Raw genomic sequence first — 26,226 nt, forward strand, 5'->3', positions numbered from 1 at the left:
TCAGGATTGTCTGTCCCCGGCGAAGTCATATGTGTCAACATATTGTGGACGCCAGGGGCGACGATCGTACTTGGCCCAGTAATGCCAGCCCAGTCCTGCGATGCCAATGGCGGCGGCGGCAAACAGCCAGTGGATGGTCCAGTCGTAGCGCACACTATAACCCATCCAGGTGGTCAGTCGCTGGTAAGTTATCCAGCCTTCTGCCAGTTTCAGCCGATCCCCGTAACGCAGTATATGGCGCTCATCATCCCGTCGCAGTATAAGGTGGTGAGCTTCAGGAATGCGAAACCTGGCGGCCTGGTCCTTGGGTAATACGTCTTCCCCGAGTTCCAGCATGACCCAAAGCTCCTGCTCGCTGCCTGGTGGCGTCCAGCTCAGGGCCTGGCGGTAATCGTTTAGCGGATAGCTGGGGAGATTGATCGTTCCTATCACTGGCGAGGAGCCATCATCTGGCTGCCACAGAAAGACAGGGGCGAACCCTTTGTTGAAAGTGGTGTGGAAGGTATAGCCTTTAAGTTCAAGTGGTGTGTTGTCGCCAATAACCGCTTGTTTTCGCTGGCCGTTGGCAATCTGCCAACTGACCCGGTTATAGGTGTTGCCGCGGCGCTGCCCCGGCATGTAGTCGATGGTGAAGCCCTCGTTGACAAATGACACCTCCTCAAGGTCCCCATTGTGCCATGGGCCAGCATCCTTTTCCGATAACTCACCTTCAAAGGCCTGGCCCGTGGCGAGCCCCACGTGGCCTTTCAGATAGGTGAGCCGGCCAGCGGTCACCAGCACCAGAATCGCCAGCAGTGCCAGATGGAACACCATCAGTCCGGGATGGCGGCGGAAGGCGGGGCTGACAATGATAGCTGCCAGCAGGTTAATGGCCACCAGCGCCAGGGGCAGGATCAGTGTCCAGGTGGTGTGAACCTCCTTGTCGTAGGTCACCAGGACCCCGGCTGCCAACAGAATCAGTATGACCAGCGTCAGCTTCAGGGACGCCAGCCTGGTCATCAGGTTCCAGAACAAGGCCATGGGTCAGCTCAAAATTTAAGGGGGCATTCACTGGTGGTAAGGGGCGGTGTCATGGCGGGCTGTCACACACATCCCGCATCCAGTCACGCCCACCCTCGCCAGTGGTAGGTCCGCAATCATTTTCCCCCCAGCTTGAATCTTGGTTGAAGTTACGGATTTTCAGATAGGCGTCGCGGTAGTAGGGGCCGTTGCTGTAGTTTGTGTTCACTTCGGTACCCGGCGCCAGGCCGGCTTCGGGCCCGACATCGTTAAGGTTGACCAGCAGCGCCTTGTTCTTCCAGCCGTGGGGAACCGCCACATGGCACCAGTTACAGCGTATCGGTGATTCGATTTCTCCCGAGTGGAGTGCGTGACCGTCCTCTCCCTCGGTCCGCCAGCCGGTGCCGCCACTGTTACCCCCGTAACTTCCGGAGTCATGGCATTTGAAACACAGGGTATTGCCGGTGCCTTCCCCACTCTCACTGTTGTAAGGGCCTTTGAGAATGAAGTTGTGCTGCGAGCCGTGGGGGCCCCAAGCCTGGCCGGCGGCGGGCTCGTGTTGGCCATTCGGGGTGCTGGCGCCGTGGCAGTCGGAGCAGTACATGGTCTGGTTGCCTACATTGGCGTTCCATGGAGCCTCGAACGAACCGGCATTCATGCCGCTGCGCAGGCCGGTGGTGCGGCCAGTGACATCCATTACCGGGTGCCAGGAGCGGTGATTGTTTGCGTTGTAGTCGGCACCGGCGGCGGTGCCCTGGTCGCCGGGCGCACCCTTGTGAGTGTCTGGCGCCTGGAACTCTCGGGCCTGGTTGGTGTAACGGGTGTAGTTGCTGCGTTCTGTGGCAGAAGCGGGAGTGCCAGGACCGCCCAGTGGCGGTCGGGTGGTGCCGCTGGGGTAGAGGTTGTCGTCCTGGTAGGCAAAATCAGAATGACATTTCAGGCAGATCTGATACTCCCGTGTGACATGGCCGCTGGTCACCGCCGTGCTGGCACCCTCGCCACCGTCACCTTTCTTGACGTCGTAGTCATTGGGCAGGTCAAAGAAACTTTCGCCCAGATAAGCGGGTTCCACCCCGAAGGTGCCGCGCAGTACTCCCGAGGCCAGGTTGCCAGTGGGCCCGCCGACCAGGTGGGTGCGCCGGTCGGTGCCAAGACCGTTGAACAGCGAATTGCGCATCAGCCGGTGGGGGTTGTGGCAGTCGGTGCACTCGGCGTGACGGTTATTCAGGTTGTTAAGGCCCAGGTTGGCCCGGGTCTCGGTAAAATCGGCGTCCAGGATATCGTGCACCTCGGTATTGGCCGGCTGGTTGGCGGTGGTGATTGGCATGCGTCGGGCCCGCTGAAAATCCTGGTGGATATCCGGCACCTCACCACTACCACCTTGCACAATGCTCTGAGTAGGGCTTCTATGGCACTGGTAGCACGTTTCCTCGATGGCAGAGCCGCCCGCCGCCTTGGGTGCGGTCAGGCCTCCGGGTGCGTCCGTACCTTCCCGGAGCAGGCGCCGGGCCCCCTCTGTGGTGTGGGGGTTATGGCAGTTGAGGCAGCCTGCCTGCCAGACCCTGAGGCCCTGATCAAACTGGCGCATGGTGGCGGCGTCAGCCTTGTAGGTCTCGTCAGCAACAGTGTCGTCGGCGTGAGCCGAGGTAGCCCAGGCGGCGCCCAGTTTGTCGTGGCAGGCCAGGCAGATCTGATCACTGGCTTCGGAGAAAGTCCCGCCGGTAGCCGGGTTGACCTGGAAACGGTTGACCCGCAGGAATTTGTTGAACTCCCCCTGCTCGCTGATATGCGGGTCGTGGCAGGTAGTACACTGGACCAGGCCGTCACCGCTGCCGTTGGGATCCAGCGGCAGGGTCGGGTTGTCGGTGGGGCGCACACCCAGGTGGGGGACAGCCGCCGGATCGCGCAGCTCACCGTCGGCGTTGGCCAGGGCGCTGTTGTAGGTGAACGAAATGGGGTGATCATTGGTCAGGTTGACCCCCAGGTCCCGGGTGTTGCCAGTGGTAACTCCGGCATCGCCGGGCATGGTGCCGTCGGCCGCGGTGCCCTGCATGGAGATGCTGCCATCGCCACCGCCGCGGCCCGGCTCGTTGAGTACCGCGCCTATGGCCAGGGTGCCGTCGTGGCAGGACAGGCACAGCCGTGAGGAGCCGATGGGCTCGGCAATATCAAGGGCCTGGATCGAAGAGGAGTCGTAGCTGGTGTAGGTTGCCTCGGAAAGATTCCGGTTCCACAGGGGCGCGGCGGCACTGGTGCTACTGCTGTGGGGAGTATGGCAGAACACACACATTTCTGACTGAGTGCTAGCTTTGACTTCCCCTGAACCGCTGAGGGACAGATTGTGCCGGGTACTGGCAATGTCGGAAACAGGCTGTGCCTCTGTGCCCGAGGCCAGAGCAAGCAGCACCAATATAACCGCCGGAAAATACAGCTTTAGGTTTTTACACATCAACAACTCACCCGGTCTTGCCAGTTCCCACGCACGCGCCCGCAGTCTGAATCCAGCTATTATAGGGCGCCTGCGTCAGGGATTCACCTGGTCAGGGGTCGCCGGGTCCATTTTCTTTCGGCTGATCCAGACTAACGCCCCGATCCGCCAGGTCATCCAGGGCTTCCTGAACCATGCTTTTCGATTCGCTGCCTGCGGCTAGCTGGTCCAGCAACTGTTGCCAGAGCTTACCCGCCTCCCCGTACTCCTTGCGCTGGTAGTGGGCGATGCCCGCCAGCCAGAGCGCCCGGCTGAAATCGGGGCGCATTTCCAGCGCCCGGGTGACCAAAGCCTCGGTGTTCTCATCCACTTTGCCGCCGGCGGCCTGCATCAGGTATTCGGCTTCGCTGGTGAGCAGCTCGGGCGAGTCGCCGAACTGCTGCCGGGCCTGTCCGAAGGCTTCTGCCGCCTTGGCCGGCTGTTCCATATAGGCATAGGAACGGGCCAGCATCAGCCAGCCATCGAGGTTGTCCGGGTCTTCCTGCAGACGTTCCTGCAGAAACTCGACCATACCCTCAAGCTCAGTAAAAGAGCCTTCCTGCGCACCAGCAGGCTCCTGCATCTTCGGGAGGTCAGACTGGCCAGCAGCGGAGACCGGCAGCAGGCACAGAGTCAATATAAGAGTCGCAAATGATATTTTCATAGCTTCAGATTATCAGCATGTACCAGGGTTGAACACAGACCTAGGTCCTACCCCGGGCTCACCCTTTAATGAATTCCTTCCGGTGCCGATTTGACTTATGACAAGAGCAATCGTCGAATGTTTTCGCTATGATAGGCGAAATTTTTGTGGACCCGTGTGATCCGTCGATCTTATGCCGGAACAGCTGATTCTGCTTATTTTTGCTATGGGACCCTGATGTCTGAGCCTTTATTACAGGCCGTAAATCTTCAATGCGAGCGGGATGGTCGAATGCTTTTTCGCGATCTTTCCTTCGCAATCGCGGCCGGAACGCTGACCCGTATCGAGGGCCCCAATGGTACCGGCAAGACTACCCTGCTTAGAATCCTCGCCAGCCTCAACGACAGCTATTCCGGACAGATCATGTGGCGGGGCCAGCCCCGGGCCTGGCGCCGGGAGGAGTTTCTGCGCAATCTGCTTTATATCGGTCACCGGCCCGGAATCAAGCCGCTACTCACGCCACTGGAAAACCTTCGGGCACTGATGGCCGGCCGCCAGCAGACCGAGGACGAGACCCTGAGGAGGGCCCTGGAGGGCACCGGGCTGGGCGGCTTTCAGGATGTTCCGTCGGGTCAGCTCTCGGCGGGGCAGCAGCGCCGGGTTGCTCTGGCCCGGCTGCTGATTTCGGAAGAGCCACTGTGGGTCCTTGACGAAGCATTTACGGCCGTTGATCACACCGGTGTGGCTGCCATTGAGGAGTTGTTGCTGCAGCGGGCCCGCCGTGGCGGTGCCGTGGTGGTGACCACTCACCATGACCTGCAACTGCCGGGCATGGCACGCATTACTCTTGGGGGCGTCGCGGATGACGGCTGAAGCCACAGTAACCATCACTATTCGCAGTGAAGACTCCGCTGTCGGTGTTCTGCCTGCCATGTGGGCGGTGCTGATGCGGGATCTGCGGGGGGCCTTCCGCCAGCGCCAGGATCTGCTCAACCCGTTGCTGTTTTTTGTCATGGTGGTCAGCCTGTTTCCTCTGGGAGTCAGTCCCGAACCCGCATTCCTGAGAGAAGCCGGCGCCGGTATACTTTGGGTGGCGGCACTGCTGTCCGTGCTGCTGTCCCTGGATCACCTGTTCCGCCATGATTATGATGACGGCACCCTGGAGCAGCTGGTTTTGCAGCCCCAGCCCCTGTTTCTTCTGCTGCTGGCCAAAACCCTGGCCCACTGGGTGGTGACGGGATTGCCCCTGGTATTGTTGACACCAGTTCTGGGAGTGATGATGCAGCTGGACGGGAACTCTATTCTGGTTCTGTGTCTAACCCTGCTGATCGGAACTCCGGTGCTGAGTTTTATTGGTTCCATCGGGGCGGCTCTGACGCTCGGGCTCCGGTCTGCAGGGGTATTGTTGTCGCTGCTGATCATTCCCCTGTACATTCCGGTGCTGATATTCGGTACCGGAACTGTGAGCGCAGCGACAGACGGGGCAGCGGTGTCCGCCTATATGGCGCTTATGGGCGCGTTTCTGGTGCTGGCGCTGACGCTCGCACCCTTTGCATCGGCGGCAGCACTGCGCATCAGTCTGTCCAACAGTTAAACCAGGTAGAAAGGTAAATCCCCGATGTGGCAAATTTTTCACAAACTGGGCTCACCCAAGTGGTTTTACGGTATCGCCTCAAAGCTGATGCCCTGGCTGCTCTGGCTCGGGGCCGGACTGTTGCTTGCCGGGCTGGTATGGGGGCTGGCCTTTGCTCCCAAGGATTACCTTCAGGGTAACAGCTACCGGATTCTCTATATCCATGTGCCGTCGGCATTCCTGGCGCAGTCGGTGTACCTGATGATGGCCTCGGCAGCGGTGGTGACCCTGGTATGGAGAATAAAGCTGGCGGATCTGTTTGTGCGGTCAGTGGCGCCGGTGGGTGCGATATTTACCTTTCTGGCCCTGTTTACCGGCGCGGTCTGGGGTAAGCCCACCTGGGGCACCTGGTGGATCTGGGACGCCCGGCTGACCTCCATGCTGATCCTGCTGTTTCTGTATTTCGGGGTGATTGCCCTGAGCTCGGCCATCTCCGATGAAAAATCGGCGGCCCGCTCGACGGCTGTACTGGTGCTGGTAGGGGTAGTGAATATACCTATCATCAAGTATTCTGTGGAGTGGTGGAATACCCTGCATCAGCCGGCAACATTCAAGCTGACGGAAAAGCCTTCGATGTCGCCTGATATGTGGGTTCCGCTGTTGCTGGCAGTGCTCGGCCTCTACCTTATTTTCGGCTGGCTGGCATGCCTGCGGATGCAGACAGAAATACTGACCCGCGAGTCCAGAACGCGCTGGGTTCAGGAACTGGTCCGGTCAGGGGAGGGATGAGCTATGGAATTTGATTCGATTGCCGCGTTCTGGTCTATGGAAGGGCACGGCCCCTATGTGTGGACCTGTTACGCGGTTTTTACTGTATGTCTGGTCGGGCTCATGGTCTGGTCAATGCGCCAGCGCCGGTCAGTCATCAACTCCCAGCGCCGCCGGGCGGGTCGGTCATCGGCCAGACAGGCCCCGGCAGCCGCAAGTTTCACCCCGGTTCAACCTTCGAGAGACTGACAAGCCATGGCTATGCATCCGCTTCGTAAAAAACGTCTTACCATTGTGCTGTTCCTGCTGGCGGGAGTGGCTGTTGCCGTGGGTCTGACAACCTACGCCCTGCGGCAGAACATCAACCTGTTTTACGACCCCACCCAGATCGCTTCCGGGGAAGTACCCCTGGACGTCCGTATCCGGGCTGGCGGGATGGTCGAAGACGGGTCTGTCAAGCGCGACCCTGAAAGCCTGAGAGTCCAGTTCAATGTGACCGACTTCAACTCGTCGTTTCCGGTGGAGTACGTGGGCATTCTTCCGGACCTTTTTGCTGAGGGGCAGGGCATAGTGGCGATGGGCCGCATACGTCAGGACGGTTTTTTTGTCGCCGACCAGGTATTGGCAAAACATGACGAGAACTATATGTCACCGGAGGTCAATGAAGCCCTGGAAAGAGCGAAGGCGGCCAACAAGAGCGCCATGACCGACAGCGTGACTGACAGTCTGCCCGGGCAGCAGCCAGTCGGCGCTTACTGAGTGGCAGCGACACCCAATATCAGATACACGCATTATTAGATGGGAGAAAGCTCATGTATCCGGAACTCGGACAGTTCGCGCTGATACTCGCACTGTTGCTGGCGGTGCTGCTGTCGATCGTGCCGCTGGCCGGCTCGATAACCGGGCGGGAAAGCCTCCAGCTCTTTGCCAGGCCACTGGCGGCAGGTTTCTTTGTGTTCACTGCGCTGGCGTTTGCGATTCTGACCCATGCCTTTATGGTGGATGATTTTTCCGTCGCCTACGTAGCCAATAACAGCAACAGCATGCTGCCCTGGTACTTCAAGTTCAGTGCGGTATGGGGAGGCCATGAGGGCTCGCTGCTGCTGTGGATTCTGATGCTGGCCGGCTGGACCCTGGCGGTTTCGGTGTTCAGCCGGCACCTGCCTACCGTTATGACTTCCCAGGTGCTGTCGGTGCTGGGAATGGTGTCCGTGGGCTTCCTGCTGTTCATTGTCCTGACCTCCAATCCCTTTGACCGGCTGTTGCCGAATGTGCCGGCCGATGGAGCGGATCTTAATCCCCTGTTGCAGGATTTCGGACTGATCATCCATCCGCCCCTGCTTTACATGGGCTATGTGGGTTTTTCCGTTGCTTTCGCTTTTGCCATTGCGGCCCTGATCAATGGCCGTCTTGATGCTGCCTGGGCGCGCTGGTCCCGCCCCTGGACTACCGTTGCCTGGGCCTTTCTCTCTCTGGGTATTGCCCTGGGAAGCTGGTGGGCCTATTACGAGCTTGGCTGGGGCGGCTGGTGGTTCTGGGACCCGGTTGAAAATGCCTCGCTGTTGCCATGGCTTTCCGGCACCGCCCTGATGCACTCCCTGGCGGTCACCGAGAAACGCGGGGTCTTCAAGAGCTGGACAGTTCTGCTGGCGATTGTCACGTTTTCGCTGAGCCTGCTGGGCACCTTCCTGGTGCGCTCCGGGGTGCTGACTTCGGTTCATGCCTTCGCCTCTGACCCGGAACGGGGTGTTTTCCTGCTGGGCCTGCTCGGCATTACCATTATCTCGAGCCTGGCACTATACGCCTTGAGGGCGCCGGTGGTGCATTCACGCTCCCGCTATGGCAGCTACTCCCGGGAAATTTTCCTGATGCTGAACAATGTAATGCTGGTAGCGGCAACACTGCTGGTACTGGTTGGCACGCTCTATCCCCTGGTGCTGGATTTCCTGGATCTGGGCCGCCTGTCCATCGGCGAACCTTTTTTTAACCTGACCTTCAGTCCCCTGGCCATTGCCGCCGGCCTGCTGCTGGGTGCCGGTATTTTCTCTCGCTGGAAGAAGACCGATGGTGGCTGGATCGGCCGTAAGCTGCTCTGGCCTCTGGCTGTGAGCATACTGGCGGCGACCGCTATCATGGTGATCTATGGCGGCTTCGAGCCCTGGGCGTTTGCCGGCTGCTTTACCGCAGTATGGATTACTGCCGCAACCCTGACGGACATCTGGGACAAGTCCGCATCGAAGAAGGGTCGCTGGCAGGGCATGCGCCGCCTGTCCCGCAGCTATTACGGCATGGTGCTGGGTCACCTGGGTGTTGCGATTACCATGCTGGGGGCCTCGGTGGTGTCCAACTATGGCATTGAGCGGGAAATTCGGATGGTGCCGGGAGATTCGGTGACCATGGCCGGCTACCAGTTCAATTTCCTGGGGATGACCCAGCGCCAGGGCGCCAACTTTACCGCGAATGTCGGCAATTTCGAGGTATTCCGGGATGGCCGGGCAGTTTCCACCATTCGCCCCGAGAAGCGCGAATATCAGGTTCGCCGTGACATGATGACCGAAGCGGGTATTGATGCCAGCCTGTCCCGGGATCTGTTTGTCGCGGTGGGTGAGCAGTTGTCCAGCAATGCCTGGGCCATCCGTATCCAGTACAAGCCGCTGATTCGCTGTCTCTGGCTGGGTGCCCTGTTTATGGCCTGTGGTGGTTTCCTGGCAATTTCCGATCGCCGCTACCGGGTACGGAGCAAGCTTGCCGCCAAAGTGGCGGCGCAGGAAGAGGCCGCCGGTGGCAAGTCTGCCCCGACAGAGGCGCTTTCATGAAAAGACTGGTGTTGTTTGTTCCGGTTGTGCTGGTGGTGGTCCTTGGCGTAGTGCTGTTTGCGGGTATCGGCAAGGACCCCAACCATCTGGAATCGGTGCTCATCGGCAAACCGGTGCCGGCCTTCTCCCTGGCGGCGTTGAAACAGCCTGGCCAGTCGCTGGATTCCTCGGTGTTCCAGGGCGAGGTGTCGCTGTTGAATGTCTGGGGTACCTGGTGCCCGGCCTGCCGCGATGAGCACGATGATCTGGTCTGGCTGGCGCGGGAACGCGGTATCCCCATTATCGGTCTGAACTACAAGGACAAACGCGAGGCAGCCATGGCCTGGCTCGACACCCTGGGCGATCCCTACCGGCTCAATATCTTTGACCCCGAAGGCAGGCTTGGTTTCGACCTGGGGGTCTACGGTGCCCCGGAAACCTATGTGATCGACAGTAAGGGCATTGTCCGTTACCGCCATGTGGGCCCGGTTGACGAAAAAGTCTGGCAACAGGATCTTGAGCCTGTTGTCCGCAAATACAGGGAGCAAGGCTGATGCGTCTATTGTTGCTGGCGATTACCCTGGTTCTGCCAGTCTGGGCCGCAGCCCAGCAGGAAAATCCGGCCGCGGTCTACGAGTTTGACTCCAGGTCGCAGGAGGTTCGCTTTCAGAACCTGCTCGAGGAGTTGCGCTGTCCGAAGTGCCAGAACCAGAACATCATCGACTCCAACGCGCCCATCTCCAAGGATATGCGCGAGAGGGTCTACCTTATGATGCAAGAGGGCGCCAGCAACGAGGAAATTACCAACTCCCTGGTGGCCCGTTTTGGTGAATTTGTGCGCTACAAGCCAAAGCTGGAGAGCCGTACCCTGTTGCTCTGGGCAACGCCGGTCCTTGCCGTGCTGATTGGCGTGCTGGTGGTTGGTGGAGTTTTTATCCGCTCCCGCCGCCACGGCGCACAGGCTGCCGAGCTGAGTGATGAGGAGCGGGAAAAAGCTTCCCGTGCGCTCTCGAATTACGACTCGGATGCTTCCCGCTGAACCTATTTCCTGAGTAACCAACGACATAGTTATGATTGATATTTTCTGGATTACCACTGCTGTTCTGATCCTTGTGGCCCTGGCGTTTATCGCCTATCCACTGATTTCCTACGAGCCGGGCAAGCGTGCCGAAACCGATGTCCGCAACCAGAACCTGCTGGCCTACCGGACCCGTATGGCCGAGCTGGATGGTGACTATGAAGCCGGCAATATTGATGAGGAAACCTACCAGCAGCTCAAGGACGAACTGGCCGGGGCCATGCTGGACGATGTACCGGATGCAGACCAGGGGGTTGTCAATACAGCACCGCAGGAAGGTCAGGGACGCGCAGGCGCGGTGGCGATTGTGCTGGTCTCGCTGGTCGCCATCCCCGTGACGTCGGTTTTACTGTATCAGCAGTGGGGAGCCAAGGCTGGTGTCGAACAGTTCCGCGCCATGCAGGAAATGAGCGCCCAGGGAGGCGGGGGCAGTATGGCCGACATCCCCGATCTCGCCGCCCGCTTGCGGGATCGGCTCGAAGCCAGTCCTGACAACCCGGAAGGCTGGGGCATGCTGGCCCGGACCTATATGCAGATGGAACAGTACGCGGATGCAGCCTGGGCCTACCAGAGGCTCGCTGACGTCCTTGCGGCGGATTCTCCGTTCCGCGCTGTGTCGCTGGGGTTGTCAGCCCAGGCCGGCTTTTTTGACAGTCAGGGTGAGATAACTCCCACCGTCCGGAGCAGGATTAACGAAGCCCTGGCGATCAACCCCGACGAAGTCAATGCCCTGGGCCTGCTGGCCTTCAGCGCTTTTCACAAGGGTAATTTCGAGGAAGCGATAAGCCGCTGGGAGCGGATTGTCGAAGTCGAGCCGGACCATCCGCGCATTGCCGATATACGCCAGGGCATTGCCCGTGCTTATCAGGAACTCGGTCGTGAAGCACCGGCGCCGGTCGCCAGTTCCCGGCCAGTCGAGGATGAAGCCGGTAGCGCGGGTGTAACGGTACGGGTTGAGGTGGCTGATGCGTTCAACGATGATATTCCCCGGGATGCCGTTCTGTTCCTGTTTGCCCGGGAAGCCGGTGCCGCAGCAAATTCACCCCCGCTGGCGGTGGCACGGCTTTCCGCTGCGGAGCTGCCTGCGGTAGTAAGACTGGATGACCGCTACGCCATGCGGCCGAGTGTGAAGGTATCCACGGCCTCGGAGGTAATGGTCGCGGCCCGGGTCTCGCGCTCAGGTAATGCCATGCCTGAAGCAGGTGACTGGCAGGGCTCCCTCGAAACGCCGATTGCAGTCAGCGACGAGGAGAAGGCGCCGACAACTCTGGTGATTGATCAGCAACTGACAGACTGAATGTCTTCCAGGTCCGTGCTTTTATTGACAAACTTGATCAATGTCAAGAAAACAGCAATATGTCCAGATGGGGTAGGACCTAGGTCTGGCAAAGAGAAGACCTAAGGACCTCAACTTCGTTGCCTCAATAACGTTAATATCCGATAATCATACGTGTCATTCCTCCTGTCGGATCTGGAATTGACAGCTCAGGCTTTGCATCTGGTGCAGAAGTAGCTGGAAAGGTGACGATTGAAATATGGTTAAAGGGCGTTCGTTGTTCTCTCTTTCAGGACTGGTGCTGAGTGTGTTGCTCACCGCCTGTGCCTCGGCGCCGCCGGAGGCGCCGCAGAAAGAATACGTCTTTCCGCCACCCCCGGATCCGGCGCGGTTCGTGTTTGAGACTACTCTGGTCAGCACGGCACAGGTGCAGGACGTTGACAGCAAGAGTCGCTTCCGGATGATGGTCACCGGTGAGAGACAAAAGGGCAAAATGATGCCCAAGCCCTTCGATGTCGCCGTTTGTAAGGGCCGTATCTATGTCAGTGACACCGTGGCGCGGCGTGTGTTTGTTTTTGATCCGGTCGAGGGGGTCAGTTTTGATATCGGTGGCAGTCGGCCCGGGATTCTGAACAAGCCCATGGGGGTGGCGGTGGACGCCAACTGCAACCTCTATGTGGCGGACATGTCCCAGTCCCGGATTGTGCTTTATGACCGGGACGGTGGTTACATTACCGCCATGGGTGGCTCGTCGATGTTCAACCGCCTCACCTATGTTGCGGTAGACCCGGCGGGTGAAAGAGTCTATGCGGTGGATACCGGGGGAGTGGGTACTCAGGAGCACAGGGTGCGGGTATTCGATGTGGCCAATGGCAACCATCTTTTTGATATCGGCACGCGCGGCACCGGCGACGGTGAGTTCAATCTCCCTCGCGGTATTGATGTCGCACCAGACGGCACGGTATATGTTGTCGACGCCGGCAACTTCCGGGTCCAGGCGTTCAGCCGCGATGGCGAGTTCTTGCACAGTTTCGGCTCCCTGGGGCGACAGATGGGCCAGTTTGCCAGGCCCAAAGGTATTGCGGTAGACCCGGATGGCAATGTGTATGTGGCTGATACGTCCTTCGGTAATTTTCAGATCTTCGATGCCGAAGGTAATTTGCTCCTGTTCATTGGCGATCGGGGCAGTAGCGGTGGTCCGGCAGAGTACATGCTGCCCAGCGGGATGGCCGTTGACGAAAATGGCAGGATTTACATGGTCGACCAGTTTTTTCACAAGGTGGATATCTTTCGGCCCGCGCAGCTGGCCACAACAGATGGGTACCTGGGGGCCTGGTTCCGCTAGGTAGACATGGCTGGCTGGTGGAAGTGACTCGGCCAGTGTAAGTTCGATAAAGGGGATGCAGTGCCGATGCCGTCAAGCGGCGGACGACTGACAGAGCAAGAAAAGCTGAAACAACGATGAGGGAAACTACAATGAGACTTTTCATATTGAGGGGCGCCTCTGGGCGTCCGCAAAATCTCCTCCTGGCGCTGGCGCTTGCCACGGCCGGGTTCCTGTTGGCGGGCACGGCGCAGGCGCAGAGCATTGCCGGTACCAGCCATGACCTGACCACGGCAACGGAAGGTCAGCAGGCCGGCAATATCCTGGGCGCGGGCACCGGTGAAATCTGTGCCTACTGCCATACGCCGCACGGTGGTGACACCTCGGCGCCTGCGCCGCTGTGGAACCGCAGCCTGGCATCGGTCAACATCCAGCAGCGCTACTCTGATCTGAATACCACCACCCTGAGGGGCGAAGAGGCTCCGGTGGGCTCAGTATCCCTGGCCTGCCTGTCCTGCCACGACGGGGTCCAGGCCATGGATACCGTCATCAACGCCCCGGGCCGCGGGAATTCGACCAATACCGGTACCGCCGTTATGACCGGCGCAGACAATAGCCTGGCGGTCATCGGTACCGATCTGCGTGATGATCACCCGGTCAGTATCCAGTACTGCGGTGGTGGCATTGATTCTACAACCGGCCTTACCGCCTCCACACTCTGTGCTCATGGAAGTGACTACAACGATCCACAGACTGACACTATTAACGGCAATCAGGTCTGGTGGCTGGACACCAGCACTACGGCTGGTGATGGTACCGCCAACCTCGGTGCAGCCGATGACGGGATTCGTCAGCGGACCGACATCTTCCTTTACAGCCGCTCTGATTTCGCCGGCAGTGCTAACGTGCAGCCCGCCGTCGAGTGTGGCAGCTGCCACGACCCTCATGTAGACTCACCAGATACTACTGCTGAGGTCAACTTCATGCGGATCAGTAACGAAGCCAGTAGTGTCTGTCTGACCTGCCATAACAAGTAAGCGGTCGGCCGGCAGCAGGGCCCCGGCAGGGGCCCTGTTTCGCTGCGTTACGGATAACTAAAGTTTGTGAGAGAGCTGGGAGTCATTATGTGGCAAGGCATCGGGCGTGGGCATTCCCGGGGCGGCATCCAAGCCGCCCTGATGGCGTTCTGGCTGGTGTTCCCGGCACAGTCGGTGCTGGCCCAGCAGGAAAATGAACAGGAAAGCAGTGAACAGAAGCAGACCGCAAGCGGGGATATCGACCCCGGTTCTGCTTTTGCCACCATTAACCAGACCGTTATCACGGTGGCCGAGTATGCCCGCGAACTTCGTCGTGAGGCCCGCGAAACTTTCTATCATGGCCAGCCCCCGGGTGGGGATATGGCCAGGTTCCAGAGAGAGGTGGCCGACCGGTTGGTAGAACGTGTGTTGATGGCCAGCGAAGCCCGCCGCCGGGGGCTGGAACCGGACACTGACCGGGTGCAGGAGGCGCTGGGGCGTCTGGCCGCCAGGGGGCTCGGTGAAGAGGCCCTGACTCATGAGCGCTGGCGCCTGGAACAGAAAAGCCTGGTGGACCAGCTTGAAGCCCGTGTGCGGGCGGTTGCCAATCCATCCAAGGAAGAGGTTCGTAGCTTTTACGAGGCAAATCCGGAACTGTTTACCGAACCGGCCAAGCTGAAACTCTCGGTGATTCTGTTGAGGGTGATGCCGGAGGACCCGCAAACTGTCTGGAAGGCCGCCCGGGAAGAGGCGGAGGGTCTGCTGGAGCGCTTGCGCGATGGTGCGGACTTTGCTGAAATGGCCCGTATCCACTCCGGTGACAATACCGCGGAGGCGGGGGGCGATATGGGGTATGTCCATATGGGTATGCTGGCGCCTGAAATCGAGAAAGCGGCCCGGGAGATGGCCCCCGGCGAGCTGTCGGAGCCATTGATGGTGCTTGAAGGTATTGCCCTGGTGCGTCTTGAGGCTCGTCAGGAACCCCGGCTCCAGGATTTTGCCAGCGTCGCCGAGCGTGCCGAAGGCCTGTTGGAACGGGAGCGTGCGGAAGCTGCGGTAGCAGCGCTACGCAATAATTTGCGGGAGGCAGCTGAGGTATCCCTGCGTGAAGAACTGCTCGAGCCCGATGGAGACGCCCCTGGCGTGCCGGCCTCGGGGTAACTCCCCGCCATGTCGTGCCAGATGTGTCCAGAAGTCAGCGACTCCGGGAAAGCAAGGGCACTGGAGGCTGGCGTCCTTTGCCCTGTTCCTGGCTTCGGCAGCAGCTTCCATCGGAGCGGCCCCGCTCAGTGGTGAACTGGAGTACACGGGCCGTTATTCCCGTTTTGACGGCGGCGGAACCAGTAGCTCGAGCACCAGCAATGCGGGCACTCTCCGGCTCGAAAAAAACATGTACCTCTGGGAGCCCTGGTTCGCCCAGTTTTCGGGTTCAGTAGGATTTTCGCTGACCAGAAGCAAATTCTGGGGCGGACGGCAGGAGCCACGGTCCCAGAACGGTGAGTTGACCACTGGCGAGGCCCGGCTCGGGTTGTTGCCGCAGTCAGATGTGCCCCTGAACCTCTGGTTCCTGCGTGATGATACCCGCCTGAACAGTGACGCCCTGACGACGAGTGCCCGGGAAACGGATCGCACGGTTACCCGCTACGGATTTCAGCAGAGTTACCGGAGCTCCAGCCTGGGCCGATATCAGTTACGCTACGAAGAAACAACTGTAGACCAGGCCACTGGCGAACCGCTTCGCAATGAACGGCAGAACTGGCAGTTCACTGGCCGCAAAAACTTCAGTGAGCATGACCTGGACCTGACGGTCGAGCAGAATGAAGTGCGCCGGTCCCTGGGCGACATCGGCTCCGACGAACGCGAGCTGATCAACTTCCAGCATCGCTATAACCCCCAGGACAGCAATCTGACCGTCAACAACCTGGCAAGCACGACCCGGCAGCAGCGGGACACTCAAAGCAGCGTTTCCAGTACCGACCGTGACCAGGTCAGCACGACCACCATATGGACCAGTGGCGGGGAGCGACGGCTCAGGTTAAGCGGCAACCTGCGGGCGCTGGAGTTCAACAATGAGTCCGCCTCCTCTCTCGGAACCCAGCAGTTGGTCGCCACCAATCTTGGCGCCAGCTATCGTCTGAGTGATCGCTGGACCACCAGTGTCAACTCCGGGGCTACCTACCAAGAGACTTCAGTCGATACCAATACCGGCCTCAGCAGGCCGGTTAATGTGGCCCAGCGTTTCAGCCAGCAGCATAACGTCCGGCTCGGTTTCAACTCCGGATCACGGAATTTTGCCGACCTCAGCCATAGCTGGAATGCGGATCTGAGCGGCGGCTACCAGAGCGTAGAGACTGAAGAGGACAATACCGAATTTGCCAATGGCTCTGTCCGGATCGGTCATGACCTGCGCAAGCCCCTGGCGACGGGTGATTTCGGACGGCTGACCGGGACCTTGCGTCAGTCCGCCTCCCATCAAATCTCCAATACCGGGGAGCCGCTCTCGGGCCTGCAGAATGGCGCATCAATCAGGCTGGACAGCCCGCTGGAACTGGGTAGCGCCTATGGTGAATTTCAGGTCTCGGATTCAAGGCAATACCGTGACGGCGAGGTTGAACAGATATTCCAACTGGTGAATCTGCAGCTTTCCCTGCGTCAGAATTTCAGCCGGAACCAAACCCTTTCTCTCAGTGCAACCCTGCAGACCAGCCGCAGCAGCGACAATGAGGGTTTCAGCGACTGGAATCCGAGTACCAATATCAGTATGTCTTACCTGCAGAGTGCCGTGTTTGGCATCAATCGCCTGAGCTGGCGATCGGACCTGCGCTATACCAGCGATAACCTGCTGTACCTGATCGAGCAGAATGACTCACTGGAGGCAAACGATGATACCCGTTGGGAAAACCGCCTGGATTACCGCATTGGCCTGCTGGTAACCGAGCTGACCGCGAGCCTTTCAGAGTCCGACAACACCCTGAACCAGAGCTACCGCCTCTCGGTTACCCGGCGGTTCTGAAAACCCGGTCAGAGACTGGTGCTGGCGTTCGTTCAGGAGCAGAGCGATCCGCGGGTCAATCAGCGGATCGGCATCAGATCCGCAGTTGCACCATCCCGTCCCGCACCCGTACCTCAAGTACTTGCAGCGCCTGCGTGGCGGGCGGCGCGACGGGCTTTCCATCGCGAATGTCAAAGGCCCCCTGGTGCAGCGGGCATTCGATCACGTGATCGTCGAAATAGCCATCGCAAAGATCAGCGCCGTTATGGGTGCAGAGCGCGAGCGAGGCATAGATGCCGCTGGGCGTGTCATAGACAGCGATGGTCCGTTTTCCGGCCTCGACCCGGGTGACCCAGTCCTTTTCCAGCTCGTTTACCGCAATCAGGTCGCGCCAGGATTTGTCGCTCATGCCCTCGCCTCGCGGATCTGATGCAGGATGTCGAGATGGGCACCGAGATAGCCACCCGGCTCGACATGAATATGGTCACGCAGCTTTTCGTGCAGGCGTGGCAGGGTGTGGTAGGGAACCAGGGGAACATAGTGATGTTCTGCGTGATAGTTCATGTTCCAGCACAGGAACCTCAACGGGGCGGAGACGAGGTTGGTGCGGGTGTTTTCACTCATCCGGGTAACGGTCGGACGACCCACATGTTCCGTCATCCGGATGAAACGCATGACCGGTTCGCCGAGAAACAGCGGAATGATCCAGTACCAGATCAGCCCCCACCAGCCGGTGACCGCCATACCGATAAAAATCAGTGCGTATATGCCCAACATCGTCCGCGCGTCCCGGAACACCGCGGCATGTTCCTCTTTCGGGATGAAGCGCTTTTCGATGTCCGAAAGCCGACCCATGGCGTGGCGTGAAATCTCGGTGAACTTTGCCTTCCAGTAAGGGATCGCGGACAGGTAGAGCAGGTATTCACCATAGGTCTGCGGCATCGGGATCAATTCCGGGTCCTGGCCGGTCTGTTGCGTATAGGTGTGGTGGTCGCAATGCTCATACCGGAAAAAGCGATGTGGCAGTATGATAATCAAGCCACAGATCTGCCCGGCGATATTGTTCAGTTTGCGGGTGCGGAATACGGTGTAATGCACGCATTCGTGCTGTAGAGAGAAATGATGCACCAGCACGATTCCATGCAGGAGCATGGCGGGCCAGATCAGCCAGCTGTTCCATGCCAGGGTGACCAGTGTTGTGGTTCCGGCCAGCACCAGCAACCACAGCGCCAGGTGGCGCAGGGCGGGCCTGTCGGAGCGCTGCATCAGGGATTTCATTTCGTCCCGAGTCAGCTTGCCCTCTGCAAGCGCCTGGGTCAGGGGTGTGACAATGCCGTGTGTCATCGTTGATGATCCATCAGCTCTGTCGGTACACGGGTCTTTACGCCGGAGCTATTGTGAGCAGGACAGGGATCTGAAAGCGACATCACTACACCATAGCACGTCCCGATTCGGCCCTGCAAAAAGCTTCCCAATGGTGTTTTTCCCGCAATGTCTCCAGCCCGGTGCTGACCTGCTGGTGAAGTATCCTGGCCAGTTCGCGTGGGCTCTCTGTGACCGAAACCGCGACTGGGGGATGAAACATGACATCTACTTGCACCGCAGGTTTTGCCAGCAGACGGCACAGGTGGGCGACAAAATCGTCGTCGCCGATAAAAGGTACCAGGCAGTCGGGTTGCCCGTCCCGGTGGTAGGCAATCGTTATCGCCTGCACCGGACACCTGGCCGTGATCGCCGCGCCGAGCAGGCGCGGGTGAAACGGTCGGACGCCTGCACCGGCCGTCGTGGTGCCTTCAGGAAACACCAGCACGCATTCCCCCGCTGCCAGGACCGAGGTCAGTTTCTGTCGCACTGCAGCGCAGTCGCCGGCCCCACGTTTTACAAAAATAGTACCGACCTGACGCGTGATCCAGCCAATCAGTGGCCAGGAAGCCACCTCACGTTTGGCAAGAAACCGCAAAGGAAGGCCCGCCGCCAGAATCGGGATATCCGTCCAGGAAACATGATTGCATACATGCATTCCCGAACACTCCATTGCCTGGCCGTGAGTCTGAATATGCATGCCCAGAATCCGGCACAGGCGGATGCAATAAACATTGACCAGAGTGGCCCGATCGAATCGGCGCCCGCTGCAAAGCTCGACAATCCGCAACAACAAAAGGGTCGTCGTGCTGAGCATCAGAAACCCGACAAACGCACTCAGCCGTGTAAACAGCCGGAGGCTTGCAGCAATAGGCTCCATTGGCTTCAAGCAGTCCTGGCCTCAAGTTTATAGCGCCGCGCATAACGGTGTGCCAGTTTATCCACGTGCAAAAGTACCAGCAGGTCGGCACAGCGGAAAGCCGGGTCCCAGCAGGGCTCACCGCACACTTCTGCCCCCAGTCTCATATAGGTGCGGAGCAATGGTGGAATCGCCACTTTGTCTGTCTTCAACTGATGGCTGGCAAGATGCGGCAGCGTGCGTTTCGGAATGACACGGAAGTCGTCTGCAGCCAGGTGCTCCTGCTGTACCTGCTGGGTGATTCGCCAGGCTTTGTAGCCGCCGTCCAGCATACTGATACTGGCGCAGCCCAGCAGATAGTCGATGCCTTCCTGAACCAGATACTTTGCCACCTCTGACCAAAGCATGCTCAGCGCCGCTCCCGAGCGGTAATCGCTGTGAATGCAGGTCCGGCCAAGCTCCGCGAAGACGCCCGGGTTGCGTTTCAGGCGATCGAGATTGAATTCGTCTTCAGAGTAAAAGCCGCCGATTCTGGCTGCTACGTCTCCATGCAGCAGGCGCGTAGTGGCCACAACCTCGCTGTGCTGGTCCATAACCACGAAATGTTCGCACCATGGGTCAAAGCGGTCCTGGTCGATACCACCATCCGTTTCCAGATCGGCACCATATTCGCAGGTGAATATCTGGTGCCGTAGTCGCTGAGCCGCGACGATCCGGGCCGGTTCGGTTGTCACGCCGGAGGTAAGCTTTCGGCCGCTGCTGGCGACTGCGGATTGAATTTGCATGTTCTGATCCCTTTGACTGGCTGATTTGTTGCCGCCACTGATCTATAGCAGGCTCGTTCAATCAGACGTTAAGGGAGGGATATTGCAACCAGATGAAGGGTTTGCGACGATTCCATGACAACTCAGTCGGGGTCGGCCTGGCAGCAGTGATCGGCTGAAAAGTAGGTATTGAGCTGTGCGGTCAGCCACTGGGGATCGTCCAGTGGCAAGTCGTGGCCAGCGCCGGGATGCACTGCCAACGGGCATTCAAGCGATTCGGCCAGGTCCCGACTACAGCGCCAGTCCATCAGCCGGTCACCTTGACTTGCCAGCACCAGGGTTGGCATCGGTGGCACCTTGTGTGGCGGCTTGTAGCGGGAGGCGGCGTATAGCTGGCGAATCACATCGAGCCGCCGCACCGGACGCTCTCGCTGAATCGCCTGCCACTGCTCAGTAACCGCAGTGTTGATGGGGCGGTTGCTGGTAAGGGCCAGAATGGCCTGTTCCCGCGCATCGCTGTCGGCCTGGGTCAGCATGCGCATTACCTGCGGCCATTGGCCCGGGCGCAGGCGGCGCCAGGGCGCGCTCAGCCCGGAACTGGAAGAAATCAGTACCAGACTCGCGCAGTCTCCCGGCCGATGGAGCGCCCAGTCCAGCGCCACCATGCCCCCGAGAGACAGCCCGATCAGGCCTAGCGGGCGTGGAAGTTGGCGAGTCGCCCTCTCGGCAAATTGGCGCACGCCTTCAATGGAGGTAGGCGAGCGCAAATGCCGGGCAAGCCCGGTGCCGGGAAGATCCACTGTATGGAAGCTGTCCTGAGGGCGCGCCTCTCGAAGCTGTTCTGGCCAGTCGCCCCAGTGAGCACTTTCCCGTGCCAGCCCGCGAATTAGCAACCAGTCCATTACAGGTTCTCACTCTTGCTGTACCAGTGCATTCTGGCCGCGGCCCGCAGCCATTCCTCCCCGGACTTGTCCGGCATCCAGTTGCCGTAACTGGCGCTGGCGTGGAGCAGAAAATCCAGCAGGATCATATGGCTGCGCAGAACACGCTGATGGCGGTGTGTGGCGAGGGGGTTGAATAGCCCCTCACGACTAAACAGTTGCCGGGGCCGTTTACGCACCCAGCGCCAGGAGCCCATCTCCAGGGTCAGCGGCAGCCAGGGGGCGCTGGCCTCGCGATTATGGCGCTTGTAAAAGTAGTCCCACAGATCGCCATGGGTCACATAATGCTCTGATTGCGGCTCGAACTGATAGTCGTGATGAGGATAGGCCTGCTCCCAAAGCAGTTTCAGAGCCATGACGGACGCAATGTTACGCATTGGGCGGCGTCGGTAAGCGTAGGGAAACCAGATCTGATCACGCCAGCCGAAGCCCGAGTGGCAATCAAGTGATAGGTTGAAAGGCCGGCCCGGCAATACTTCTTCAATGATGCTCTGCAAGGCCAGATTTTCCGGCTCCATGCCCTGGTCGGGTTTGCCTCGATACCATGGAAGCGTCGGCGACAAACTCTGCCCACCAACTAAAAAGGTACTCTGGCTCTGGGCGGAAATGGGCGCATTGCGCATCAGATCGACGCCAGCGGGGTTGCTGCGCCGGTTCAGCAACATGCCGCCAGGATTGAGAATGGGCACAACGACCAGCCGCACCTGCTTCAGCAGTTCAGACAGATGCTCGTCCCAGCGTAGCCGGTTGGCAATATTGCGCAGCCATGCCAGAACCACCTGGGTACCGATCCGCTCGAGCCCGTGCACGCCGCCCAGCAGCAATAGCGCTGGCCGGTCCGCCGGGGCTTCGCCCACATCGACACGGTAAATGGGCAGCTCAAACGAGTCCACCGGAATGCTCGCGCTCACCTGCGCGGAAAACTGCGGCGGTGACTCGGCCAGGATACGCTCCAGCTCAATCAGTTCCGGTAACTTGCGCCGCAACATGCGTCGTTGCTTGGCATCACGCAGACCCTGCTGTTCAGGGATCACCTTTATGTGAGTGAGGTCGCTCAGTTCAGTCATGGATCTGCCTCACCAGTCTACACCTCATTACGGAATGACCTGTCTTCGTACCAGTCGTCCATGGTGTCGTACATTTCACCTTTGAGGATGTAGTAAGGCGCTTTCTGGTAAATCTTGATGTCGTGGAAGGGGTCGGTGAGAATCTTGGTCATCCATACCAGGCCAGACTGAACGCCCATGAGTTTGAACAGATGTACTGTCCTGAACAGAACCGCGCCCAGACCGATAGATAGCCACACCAGCGCCGTGTTGCTAATGAATCCAGCCATATCGGTTGCCGGTGCCAGCAGGCCGAACAGGTCGGGGCCAAGTAACAATGCCACCGGGGTCAATGCCCAGATCGAAAGCAGCACAATCTTTCGGTTCAGGTTGTAGCCAACTTTCACGCTTTCCTTGTAGTCGTGGCTGGCCCTGTTCACGTCGTCATAGGTTTTGGGCTCGAAAAAGAAATGCCCGGTCTGGCGCAATGTCATCGCCAGTAGCCAACCAACCAGGGCGGCGGCCGCCGGGTGAAAAAACACCAGAACATAGCTGACCAGAAAACAGCTGGCACTGAGCAGATGCAGAAACTGGTTAATCCGGTTGTGGTGGTAGTAACGGTGGTCGTCCCAGCGTTGTTTTTGTAGTTCCTCAAGAAAGGTCATGGCAGTTTCCTTAAAGATCGAGTGTTGCAACGGGTTCTTCGGACAAGCCGGACTCAGAGTGCAATGCTTCCGGCAGTGGATGGCCGGACAGCAGGGCCTGCCCGGCTTTTATCGAGATTCCTTCATTGATTTCCGGGCAAAGTCGGTAGTGCTCAGAGGCAAAAACAATGATGGTGGAGCCGTGCTGGAAATAGCCCATCTCCTCGCCTTTGCGAAACGCGGCATTGCACGGAATCAAATTGGTACCACGGTATTTAAGGTCCAGCGGCTGCGGCAGAAAATGGAATTTCATGCTGGCCACCAGAATGGCGGCTACCGGCACCAGAGTCAGACTGAAGTCCGGGCGCCCTGATTCCAGCTCAATAACCGCCCTTTCATTCCTGCAGTACAGCTTCTCGACTTTTTTCAGGGCAATAGGGTTCACGTTCCAGGTGTCTCCGGACACATAGTTCACTTGTCGAACCCGGCAGTCCACGGGCGCATGGAATCGGTGATACATGCTGGATTTCAGGCGCAGGGTGACAAAGTGGCCGTTGCGGTACCTCAATGCCAGTTCGGCATCCGGAATCAGTTCTTCCAGGGTGTAGGGAAAGCCCTTGGCCTGAAACAACTGGTTGCCCGCGATACGCCCGCAAGCTCCGACAATGGCATCACAGGGACTGCTGACAATGTCGGGTCGGGCGTCTGTCGGGCGCAGACCCGGCTTGAGCTGCCGCGTGAAACACTCCTGCAAACTGCGAAAGTGCTTCTTGTTTGCGTCCTGTAACCGGAGATCGTCAGCGAAGCATTGCCAGACAGAGATTGAGAGCCTCGTAAGCGCAGGGCTCTCAAGCTGGCTGAACCAGCCCATGAACAGCGTTAACCAGCGTCTTGGTAACCGGTTGGTCAGCAGGAAATTCAGCTGCTCACCGGCGGTCAATTGGGGAGTTGTCCTGTTCGCTCGGTTCACTAGGCCACCGTGACTTCAGCGTGCGCCTGTTCCGGGTATTCCAGGCCCAGATCCACAAGGAACTGACGCATGATAGGCTCTGCCTGGAACCGGGCGGCACGTTGGCGGGCGTTTTCGACCATGCCAGTACGACCGTCGCGGTTGCCGAAGAAACCCACGATCGCCTCCGCCATGCCCTCTATATCTTCAACCAGGTAACCGCTCTGACCGTTCTCAATGATGTCTTTCGGTCCCTTGCAGTTGTATGCCACTGCGGGCATCCCATGGGTCAGAGCCTCAAGCAGAACGTTGCCGAAGGTGTCAAAGCGTGAGGGAAACACGAACAGGTCCAGCCCGAGGTAAAGCGATGCCAGCTGTTCCGGGGTCTGCCAACCCAACAGGACAGCATCGGGCATGGCCTTTTGCAGCTCTGCTCCGGCCGGCCCTGACCCGGCAATCACGATCCTGAGCTCCGGAACCGACAGGCGCGCCTGTCGCACAATCTCTGGCAAATCAAAGATGCCCTTTTCACGGCTCAGCCGACAGGCAATAAACAGCACCGGGGTTTTATCGTTGGCGCCGGGAATCAGCTCCGACTTGCGCGCCGGCTGGACTCTGAGATCTCTCGGCGCCGTGTGGTGGGCCGTTAGCAACACCTTTTCTGCCGGCAGCTGCATCTCATGCCCGGTCAGCCAGTCCCGGTGTTCACGGTTAAGCACGAATACGCCGTCAAACCGGTTGTACAGCGCCCGCATCATGCGGCGAACCCGGTCTCTTTCATGTTGGTTCAGGTTAGTGGCATGGGTAATGAAATCGATCCAGTCCGTGTGCATGAAAAAGTAGCTGGGAACGTTGAACATCTGTTGCAGGAACAGGGCAACCAGGGCCATTGGCCCTTCGGTGGAACAGACGATGCGGTCGTAGCCACCTTCATAAAAGATTCGGGCAATTTCCATCACATCCGGAACTTGCAGGGTTTGCTCGCCGAAGGGATGCAGGTCAATGTCGGCAACAGGCTGGACGATATGCAGGTGAGGCTCGGGCACTGCCTCGGGGTGGCAGATCAGAAAATCAATGGGTAGATCAGTGCGCTTGATTTCCTTGAGCTTGCCGCTGAGCGAGGTGGATACTCCATTCTTGTCCAACAGGGTGTCGGTCAGATACAAAGCCCGTCGCGAATGTTGGTTCTTACCAAGCTGACAGGCAAACCGGTTGAGCAGGTCGCGGTTCTGGTAAAGCACACGGGTGGAGGCAAGAGTCGATCCGGCCAGCACGGTACTGATCAGAACCGGGAAAGACAGGCTGTCCAGCGCCTCGGCCAGGTTGACGTTACTCATGTTGTCCTGGCGTTTGCCGTCCCCCAGGAACAGCGACGTAAGCTGGCTCGGAATTTCCAGTTTCCGGGTCAGCTCTTCGGTTGAGAAATCCTTCAGGCTGGCGCCCTGATGCTTGTCCAGCGCCTTACGAATCCGTTTGGCGATGAGCCTGTTCAGGTGGTTGAACAACTCGCCGATGCTATCGTTGACGGTATCCACGAATTCTTCGGGGCGATTACGTCTGCTCTCGGCGATCTTCTCCAACTGGATAATACAGAATTTATAGTCTTTCGCCGCCTGCCACTTCAGGAATCGCCGGGGTTTCTTGCCCTGGAGCGCGTCGTGAATAAATGAGAAGAATTTCATGGTTTTCTTGTGCTTCTGCATTTCCAGAAACAGATTGGCGACTACAAAACAGCCCATCTTGTCCCAGGTGGAACCCCGATGAAGCAGGATGCGCAGCAACCCCGGATCCTTGAGTTTGGTGGCAACCTGCGAAAAGTAATCCAGCAGTGCAATATTAAGCTTCTGGTTTTCGCCCACGGTGCCGAAAGGCGCAATCTGTCCATTGCGGAGTGCTTCGAGGGCCAGATCTGAAGCCGCTTCGGTTTTCAGGCGTTTTTGCAGATTTGGCACGTAAAGCTGGGAGCCACATAGCCCGGCGAAAATACCGGTGTGGTCATCAGAGCCACCAGTAACCACTTTCGGCTGGTCAGGATCGACACCGAACTCCGTCGGGTCCAGGTTGTGCTTTTGGGCGCACTCGCGGATGCGTTCCGGCGTCAGACTCTGGATCCAGTTCAAAGTCAGTACGCTCTGCCACAGATCCCGCTGGCCGTTCAGCCCTTCAAAGCGCCAGAACATCACCGCCAGCTTTTCGAACAGGCACAGGTCAATGTGGTCGTTGCGGCTATAGAGATAGAGCGGATGAGGAAGAATCACCGGGATGTCGTAAAGGGCAGCGTAGCGCAGGAAGTCATAAATATTCTGGCGTTTCTGATTGAGCACCGCTTCCTGTTCGCGGGTGAAGCCGTAGGTGAGTACGTGAATGAACAGGTCGTACTCGGGAAAAAAGCAGGTAAATTCGCAGCCGACCAGAACGTCCACGCCCTTTTCCTGGAGTTGCCAGCAGGATCGGGCATTGTTGTGGTTGGTGACGGTAACCACGGAGCTACCGTTCTGCTCCAGAACCTTCACCAGTTTCTTGGTTTTCAGCCAGGTTTCCGGTAGCCGCAGTATCCTGCCCCATAGTTCGTCCGGCACGTCGCTGTTGTGATCGTGACAGTGGAAGTCGATGCGCAGGCAATTCTCAGGGTCGAAACGTTGTTTCTGCTGTGCCATGAAGCGGTCGAATTCGGCTCTCAAGTCCTGACGGAAACCGGGGTCGCCGTAGCCGTGCTGTTGAACTGTCATA

Annotated in this window: 25 protein-coding genes; 13 read left to right on the forward strand and 12 right to left on the reverse strand. The window is 58.8% G+C overall.

From position 1 onward, the window contains the following. The 3 genes from VJ956_RS05325 to VJ956_RS05335 all read right to left on the reverse strand — a co-directional run bounded on the left by VJ956_RS05325 (position 1) and on the right by VJ956_RS05335 (position 4,130). Positions 1 to 999: a cytochrome c biogenesis protein ResB gene (locus VJ956_RS05325; protein WP_324082464.1), complete on the reverse strand. Its 999-nt coding sequence runs from the start codon at positions 997 to 999 to the stop codon at positions 1 to 3. A gap of 70 nt (positions 1,000 to 1,069) precedes the next feature. Then, on the reverse strand, positions 1,070 to 3,448 hold the full coding sequence (locus tag VJ956_RS05330) for a cytochrome c3 family protein (RefSeq protein WP_324082467.1): 2,379 nt from the start codon (positions 3,446 to 3,448) through the stop codon (positions 1,070 to 1,072). A gap of 91 nt (positions 3,449 to 3,539) precedes the next feature. Next, complete coding sequence (locus VJ956_RS05335) at positions 3,540 to 4,130, reverse strand: tetratricopeptide repeat protein (RefSeq protein WP_324082468.1); 591 nt, start codon at positions 4,128 to 4,130, stop codon at positions 3,540 to 3,542. A gap of 216 nt (positions 4,131 to 4,346) precedes the next feature. Here VJ956_RS05335 and ccmA point away from each other — a divergent pair, with 216 nt between their 5' ends. The 13 genes from ccmA (at position 4,347) to VJ956_RS05400 (ending at position 16,952) form a co-directional block, all read left to right on the forward strand. Then, positions 4,347 to 4,982 carry a cytochrome c biogenesis heme-transporting ATPase CcmA gene (gene ccmA, locus VJ956_RS05340; protein ID WP_324082471.1) on the forward strand — a complete coding sequence of 212 codons (636 nt, stop codon included), beginning with the start codon at positions 4,347 to 4,349 and terminating at the stop codon, positions 4,980 to 4,982. Next, complete coding sequence (ccmB, locus tag VJ956_RS05345; RefSeq protein ID WP_324082473.1) at positions 4,972 to 5,703, forward strand: heme exporter protein CcmB; 732 nt, start codon at positions 4,972 to 4,974, stop codon at positions 5,701 to 5,703. Before ccmA ends, ccmB begins: the two co-directional genes overlap by 11 nt. A 24-nt stretch (positions 5,704 to 5,727) precedes the next feature. Then, entirely contained in the window at positions 5,728 to 6,471 is a 744-nt protein-coding gene (locus VJ956_RS05350) for a heme ABC transporter permease (RefSeq protein ID WP_324082475.1), read from the forward strand. A 36-nt stretch (positions 6,472 to 6,507) separates the two neighbouring features. Continuing rightward, positions 6,508 to 6,699 (forward strand): heme exporter protein CcmD, encoded by a 192-nt coding sequence (ccmD, locus tag VJ956_RS05355; RefSeq protein ID WP_324082622.1) that lies wholly within the window; start codon positions 6,508 to 6,510, stop codon positions 6,697 to 6,699. A 12-nt stretch (positions 6,700 to 6,711) separates the two neighbouring features. After that, entirely contained in the window at positions 6,712 to 7,209 is a 498-nt protein-coding gene (ccmE, locus tag VJ956_RS05360) for a cytochrome c maturation protein CcmE (RefSeq protein WP_324082624.1), read from the forward strand. Between the two features lie 53 nt (positions 7,210 to 7,262). After that, positions 7,263 to 9,266, forward strand: a complete 2,004-nt coding sequence (locus VJ956_RS05365) for a heme lyase CcmF/NrfE family subunit (RefSeq protein ID WP_324082477.1) — start codon at positions 7,263 to 7,265, stop codon at positions 9,264 to 9,266. Continuing rightward, positions 9,263 to 9,799: a DsbE family thiol:disulfide interchange protein gene (locus VJ956_RS05370; protein WP_324082478.1), complete on the forward strand. Its 537-nt coding sequence runs from the start codon at positions 9,263 to 9,265 to the stop codon at positions 9,797 to 9,799. Before VJ956_RS05365 ends, VJ956_RS05370 begins: the two co-directional genes overlap by 4 nt. Next, positions 9,799 to 10,284, forward strand: coding sequence for a cytochrome c-type biogenesis protein (locus tag VJ956_RS05375; RefSeq protein ID WP_324082479.1), 486 nt, complete (start codon positions 9,799 to 9,801; stop codon positions 10,282 to 10,284). Before VJ956_RS05370 ends, VJ956_RS05375 begins: the two co-directional genes overlap by 1 nt. Positions 10,285 to 10,315: 31 nt before the next feature. Beyond that, positions 10,316 to 11,620, forward strand: coding sequence for a c-type cytochrome biogenesis protein CcmI (gene ccmI, locus VJ956_RS05380; RefSeq protein ID WP_324082482.1), 1,305 nt, complete (start codon positions 10,316 to 10,318; stop codon positions 11,618 to 11,620). Positions 11,621 to 11,858: 238 nt separating this feature from the next. Further along, positions 11,859 to 12,944, forward strand: coding sequence for a 6-bladed beta-propeller (locus VJ956_RS05385; protein ID WP_324082483.1), 1,086 nt, complete (start codon positions 11,859 to 11,861; stop codon positions 12,942 to 12,944). Between the two features lie 131 nt (positions 12,945 to 13,075). Next, the gene (locus VJ956_RS05390; RefSeq protein WP_324082485.1) at positions 13,076 to 13,960 is read left to right on the forward strand and encodes a hypothetical protein; all 885 of its coding nucleotides are present in this window, start codon (positions 13,076 to 13,078) and stop codon (positions 13,958 to 13,960) included. A gap of 87 nt (positions 13,961 to 14,047) precedes the next feature. After that, on the forward strand, positions 14,048 to 15,100 hold the full coding sequence (locus tag VJ956_RS05395) for a peptidylprolyl isomerase (protein WP_324082487.1): 1,053 nt from the start codon (positions 14,048 to 14,050) through the stop codon (positions 15,098 to 15,100). 229 nt (positions 15,101 to 15,329) lie between these two features. Next, complete coding sequence (locus VJ956_RS05400) at positions 15,330 to 16,952, forward strand: hypothetical protein (protein WP_324082489.1); 1,623 nt, start codon at positions 15,330 to 15,332, stop codon at positions 16,950 to 16,952. Positions 16,953 to 17,025: 73 nt separating this feature from the next. Here VJ956_RS05400 and VJ956_RS05405 read toward each other — a convergent pair whose 3' ends face one another. The 9 genes from VJ956_RS05405 to VJ956_RS05445 all read right to left on the reverse strand — a co-directional run bounded on the left by VJ956_RS05405 (position 17,026) and on the right by VJ956_RS05445 (position 26,225). Then, complete coding sequence (locus VJ956_RS05405) at positions 17,026 to 17,340, reverse strand: non-heme iron oxygenase ferredoxin subunit (protein WP_324082491.1); 315 nt, start codon at positions 17,338 to 17,340, stop codon at positions 17,026 to 17,028. Continuing rightward, positions 17,337 to 18,275, reverse strand: a complete 939-nt coding sequence (locus VJ956_RS05410) for a fatty acid desaturase family protein (RefSeq protein WP_324082492.1) — start codon at positions 18,273 to 18,275, stop codon at positions 17,337 to 17,339. Before VJ956_RS05410 ends, VJ956_RS05405 begins: the two co-directional genes overlap by 4 nt. 85 nt (positions 18,276 to 18,360) lie before the next feature. Beyond that, positions 18,361 to 19,173, reverse strand: coding sequence for a lysophospholipid acyltransferase family protein (locus tag VJ956_RS05415; RefSeq protein WP_324082494.1), 813 nt, complete (start codon positions 19,171 to 19,173; stop codon positions 18,361 to 18,363). Positions 19,174 to 19,178: 5 nt separating this feature from the next. Beyond that, positions 19,179 to 19,937 carry a GNAT family N-acetyltransferase gene (locus VJ956_RS05420; protein WP_324082496.1) on the reverse strand — a complete coding sequence of 253 codons (759 nt, stop codon included), beginning with the start codon at positions 19,935 to 19,937 and terminating at the stop codon, positions 19,179 to 19,181. A 122-nt stretch (positions 19,938 to 20,059) separates the two neighbouring features. Further along, positions 20,060 to 20,818, reverse strand: coding sequence for an alpha/beta hydrolase (locus tag VJ956_RS05425; protein WP_324082498.1), 759 nt, complete (start codon positions 20,816 to 20,818; stop codon positions 20,060 to 20,062). Continuing rightward, positions 20,818 to 21,924, reverse strand: a complete 1,107-nt coding sequence (locus VJ956_RS05430; RefSeq protein ID WP_324082500.1) for a M14 family zinc carboxypeptidase — start codon at positions 21,922 to 21,924, stop codon at positions 20,818 to 20,820. Before VJ956_RS05430 ends, VJ956_RS05425 begins: the two co-directional genes overlap by 1 nt. A gap of 17 nt (positions 21,925 to 21,941) precedes the next feature. After that, a complete protein-coding gene (locus tag VJ956_RS05435) occupies positions 21,942 to 22,568 on the reverse strand; it encodes a hypothetical protein (RefSeq protein WP_324082502.1) in 627 nt (208 codons plus the stop codon). Positions 22,569 to 22,578: 10 nt separating this feature from the next. After that, a complete protein-coding gene (gene asd, locus VJ956_RS05440; RefSeq protein ID WP_324082504.1) occupies positions 22,579 to 23,487 on the reverse strand; it encodes an archaetidylserine decarboxylase in 909 nt (302 codons plus the stop codon). Between the two features lie 29 nt (positions 23,488 to 23,516). Beyond that, on the reverse strand, positions 23,517 to 26,225 hold the full coding sequence (locus VJ956_RS05445; protein WP_324082506.1) for a glycosyltransferase: 2,709 nt from the start codon (positions 26,223 to 26,225) through the stop codon (positions 23,517 to 23,519). Position 26,226: the final 1 nt, after the last annotated feature.

It is taken from the genome of Marinobacter sp. (assembly GCF_035268745.1).
Classification (GTDB): Bacteria; Pseudomonadota; Gammaproteobacteria; order Pseudomonadales; family Oleiphilaceae; genus Marinobacter.

Bases quoted from the DNA above. Each gene is read 5' to 3' on its own strand.
- VJ956_RS05325 (WP_324082464.1), bottom strand. From the start codon at position 999: ATGACCAGGCTGGCGTCCCTGAAGCTGACGCTGGTCATACTGATTCTG.
- VJ956_RS05330 (WP_324082467.1), bottom strand. From the start codon at position 3,448: ATGTGTAAAAACCTAAAGCTGTATTTTCCGGCGGTTATATTGGTGCTG.
- VJ956_RS05335 (WP_324082468.1), bottom strand. From the start codon at position 4,130: ATGAAAATATCATTTGCGACTCTTATATTGACTCTGTGCCTGCTGCCG.
- ccmA (WP_324082471.1), top strand. From the start codon at position 4,347: ATGTCTGAGCCTTTATTACAGGCCGTAAATCTTCAATGCGAGCGGGAT.
- ccmB (WP_324082473.1), top strand. From the start codon at position 4,972: ATGACGGCTGAAGCCACAGTAACCATCACTATTCGCAGTGAAGACTCC.
- VJ956_RS05350 (WP_324082475.1), top strand. From the start codon at position 5,728: ATGTGGCAAATTTTTCACAAACTGGGCTCACCCAAGTGGTTTTACGGT.
- ccmD (WP_324082622.1), top strand. From the start codon at position 6,508: ATGGAAGGGCACGGCCCCTATGTGTGGACCTGTTACGCGGTTTTTACT.
- ccmE (WP_324082624.1), top strand. From the start codon at position 6,712: ATGCATCCGCTTCGTAAAAAACGTCTTACCATTGTGCTGTTCCTGCTG.
- VJ956_RS05365 (WP_324082477.1), top strand. From the start codon at position 7,263: ATGTATCCGGAACTCGGACAGTTCGCGCTGATACTCGCACTGTTGCTG.
- VJ956_RS05370 (WP_324082478.1), top strand. From the start codon at position 9,263: ATGAAAAGACTGGTGTTGTTTGTTCCGGTTGTGCTGGTGGTGGTCCTT.
- VJ956_RS05375 (WP_324082479.1), top strand. From the start codon at position 9,799: ATGCGTCTATTGTTGCTGGCGATTACCCTGGTTCTGCCAGTCTGGGCC.
- ccmI (WP_324082482.1), top strand. From the start codon at position 10,316: ATGATTGATATTTTCTGGATTACCACTGCTGTTCTGATCCTTGTGGCC.
- VJ956_RS05385 (WP_324082483.1), top strand. From the start codon at position 11,859: ATGGTTAAAGGGCGTTCGTTGTTCTCTCTTTCAGGACTGGTGCTGAGT.
- VJ956_RS05390 (WP_324082485.1), top strand. From the start codon at position 13,076: ATGAGACTTTTCATATTGAGGGGCGCCTCTGGGCGTCCGCAAAATCTC.
- VJ956_RS05395 (WP_324082487.1), top strand. From the start codon at position 14,048: ATGTGGCAAGGCATCGGGCGTGGGCATTCCCGGGGCGGCATCCAAGCC.
- VJ956_RS05400 (WP_324082489.1), top strand. From the start codon at position 15,330: ATGTACCTCTGGGAGCCCTGGTTCGCCCAGTTTTCGGGTTCAGTAGGA.
- VJ956_RS05405 (WP_324082491.1), bottom strand. From the start codon at position 17,340: ATGAGCGACAAATCCTGGCGCGACCTGATTGCGGTAAACGAGCTGGAA.
- VJ956_RS05410 (WP_324082492.1), bottom strand. From the start codon at position 18,275: ATGACACACGGCATTGTCACACCCCTGACCCAGGCGCTTGCAGAGGGC.
- VJ956_RS05415 (WP_324082494.1), bottom strand. From the start codon at position 19,173: ATGGAGCCTATTGCTGCAAGCCTCCGGCTGTTTACACGGCTGAGTGCG.
- VJ956_RS05420 (WP_324082496.1), bottom strand. From the start codon at position 19,937: ATGCAAATTCAATCCGCAGTCGCCAGCAGCGGCCGAAAGCTTACCTCC.
- VJ956_RS05425 (WP_324082498.1), bottom strand. From the start codon at position 20,818: ATGGACTGGTTGCTAATTCGCGGGCTGGCACGGGAAAGTGCTCACTGG.
- VJ956_RS05430 (WP_324082500.1), bottom strand. From the start codon at position 21,924: ATGACTGAACTGAGCGACCTCACTCACATAAAGGTGATCCCTGAACAG.
- VJ956_RS05435 (WP_324082502.1), bottom strand. From the start codon at position 22,568: ATGACCTTTCTTGAGGAACTACAAAAACAACGCTGGGACGACCACCGT.
- VJ956_RS05445 (WP_324082506.1), bottom strand. From the start codon at position 26,225: ATGACAGTTCAACAGCACGGCTACGGCGACCCCGGTTTCCGTCAGGAC.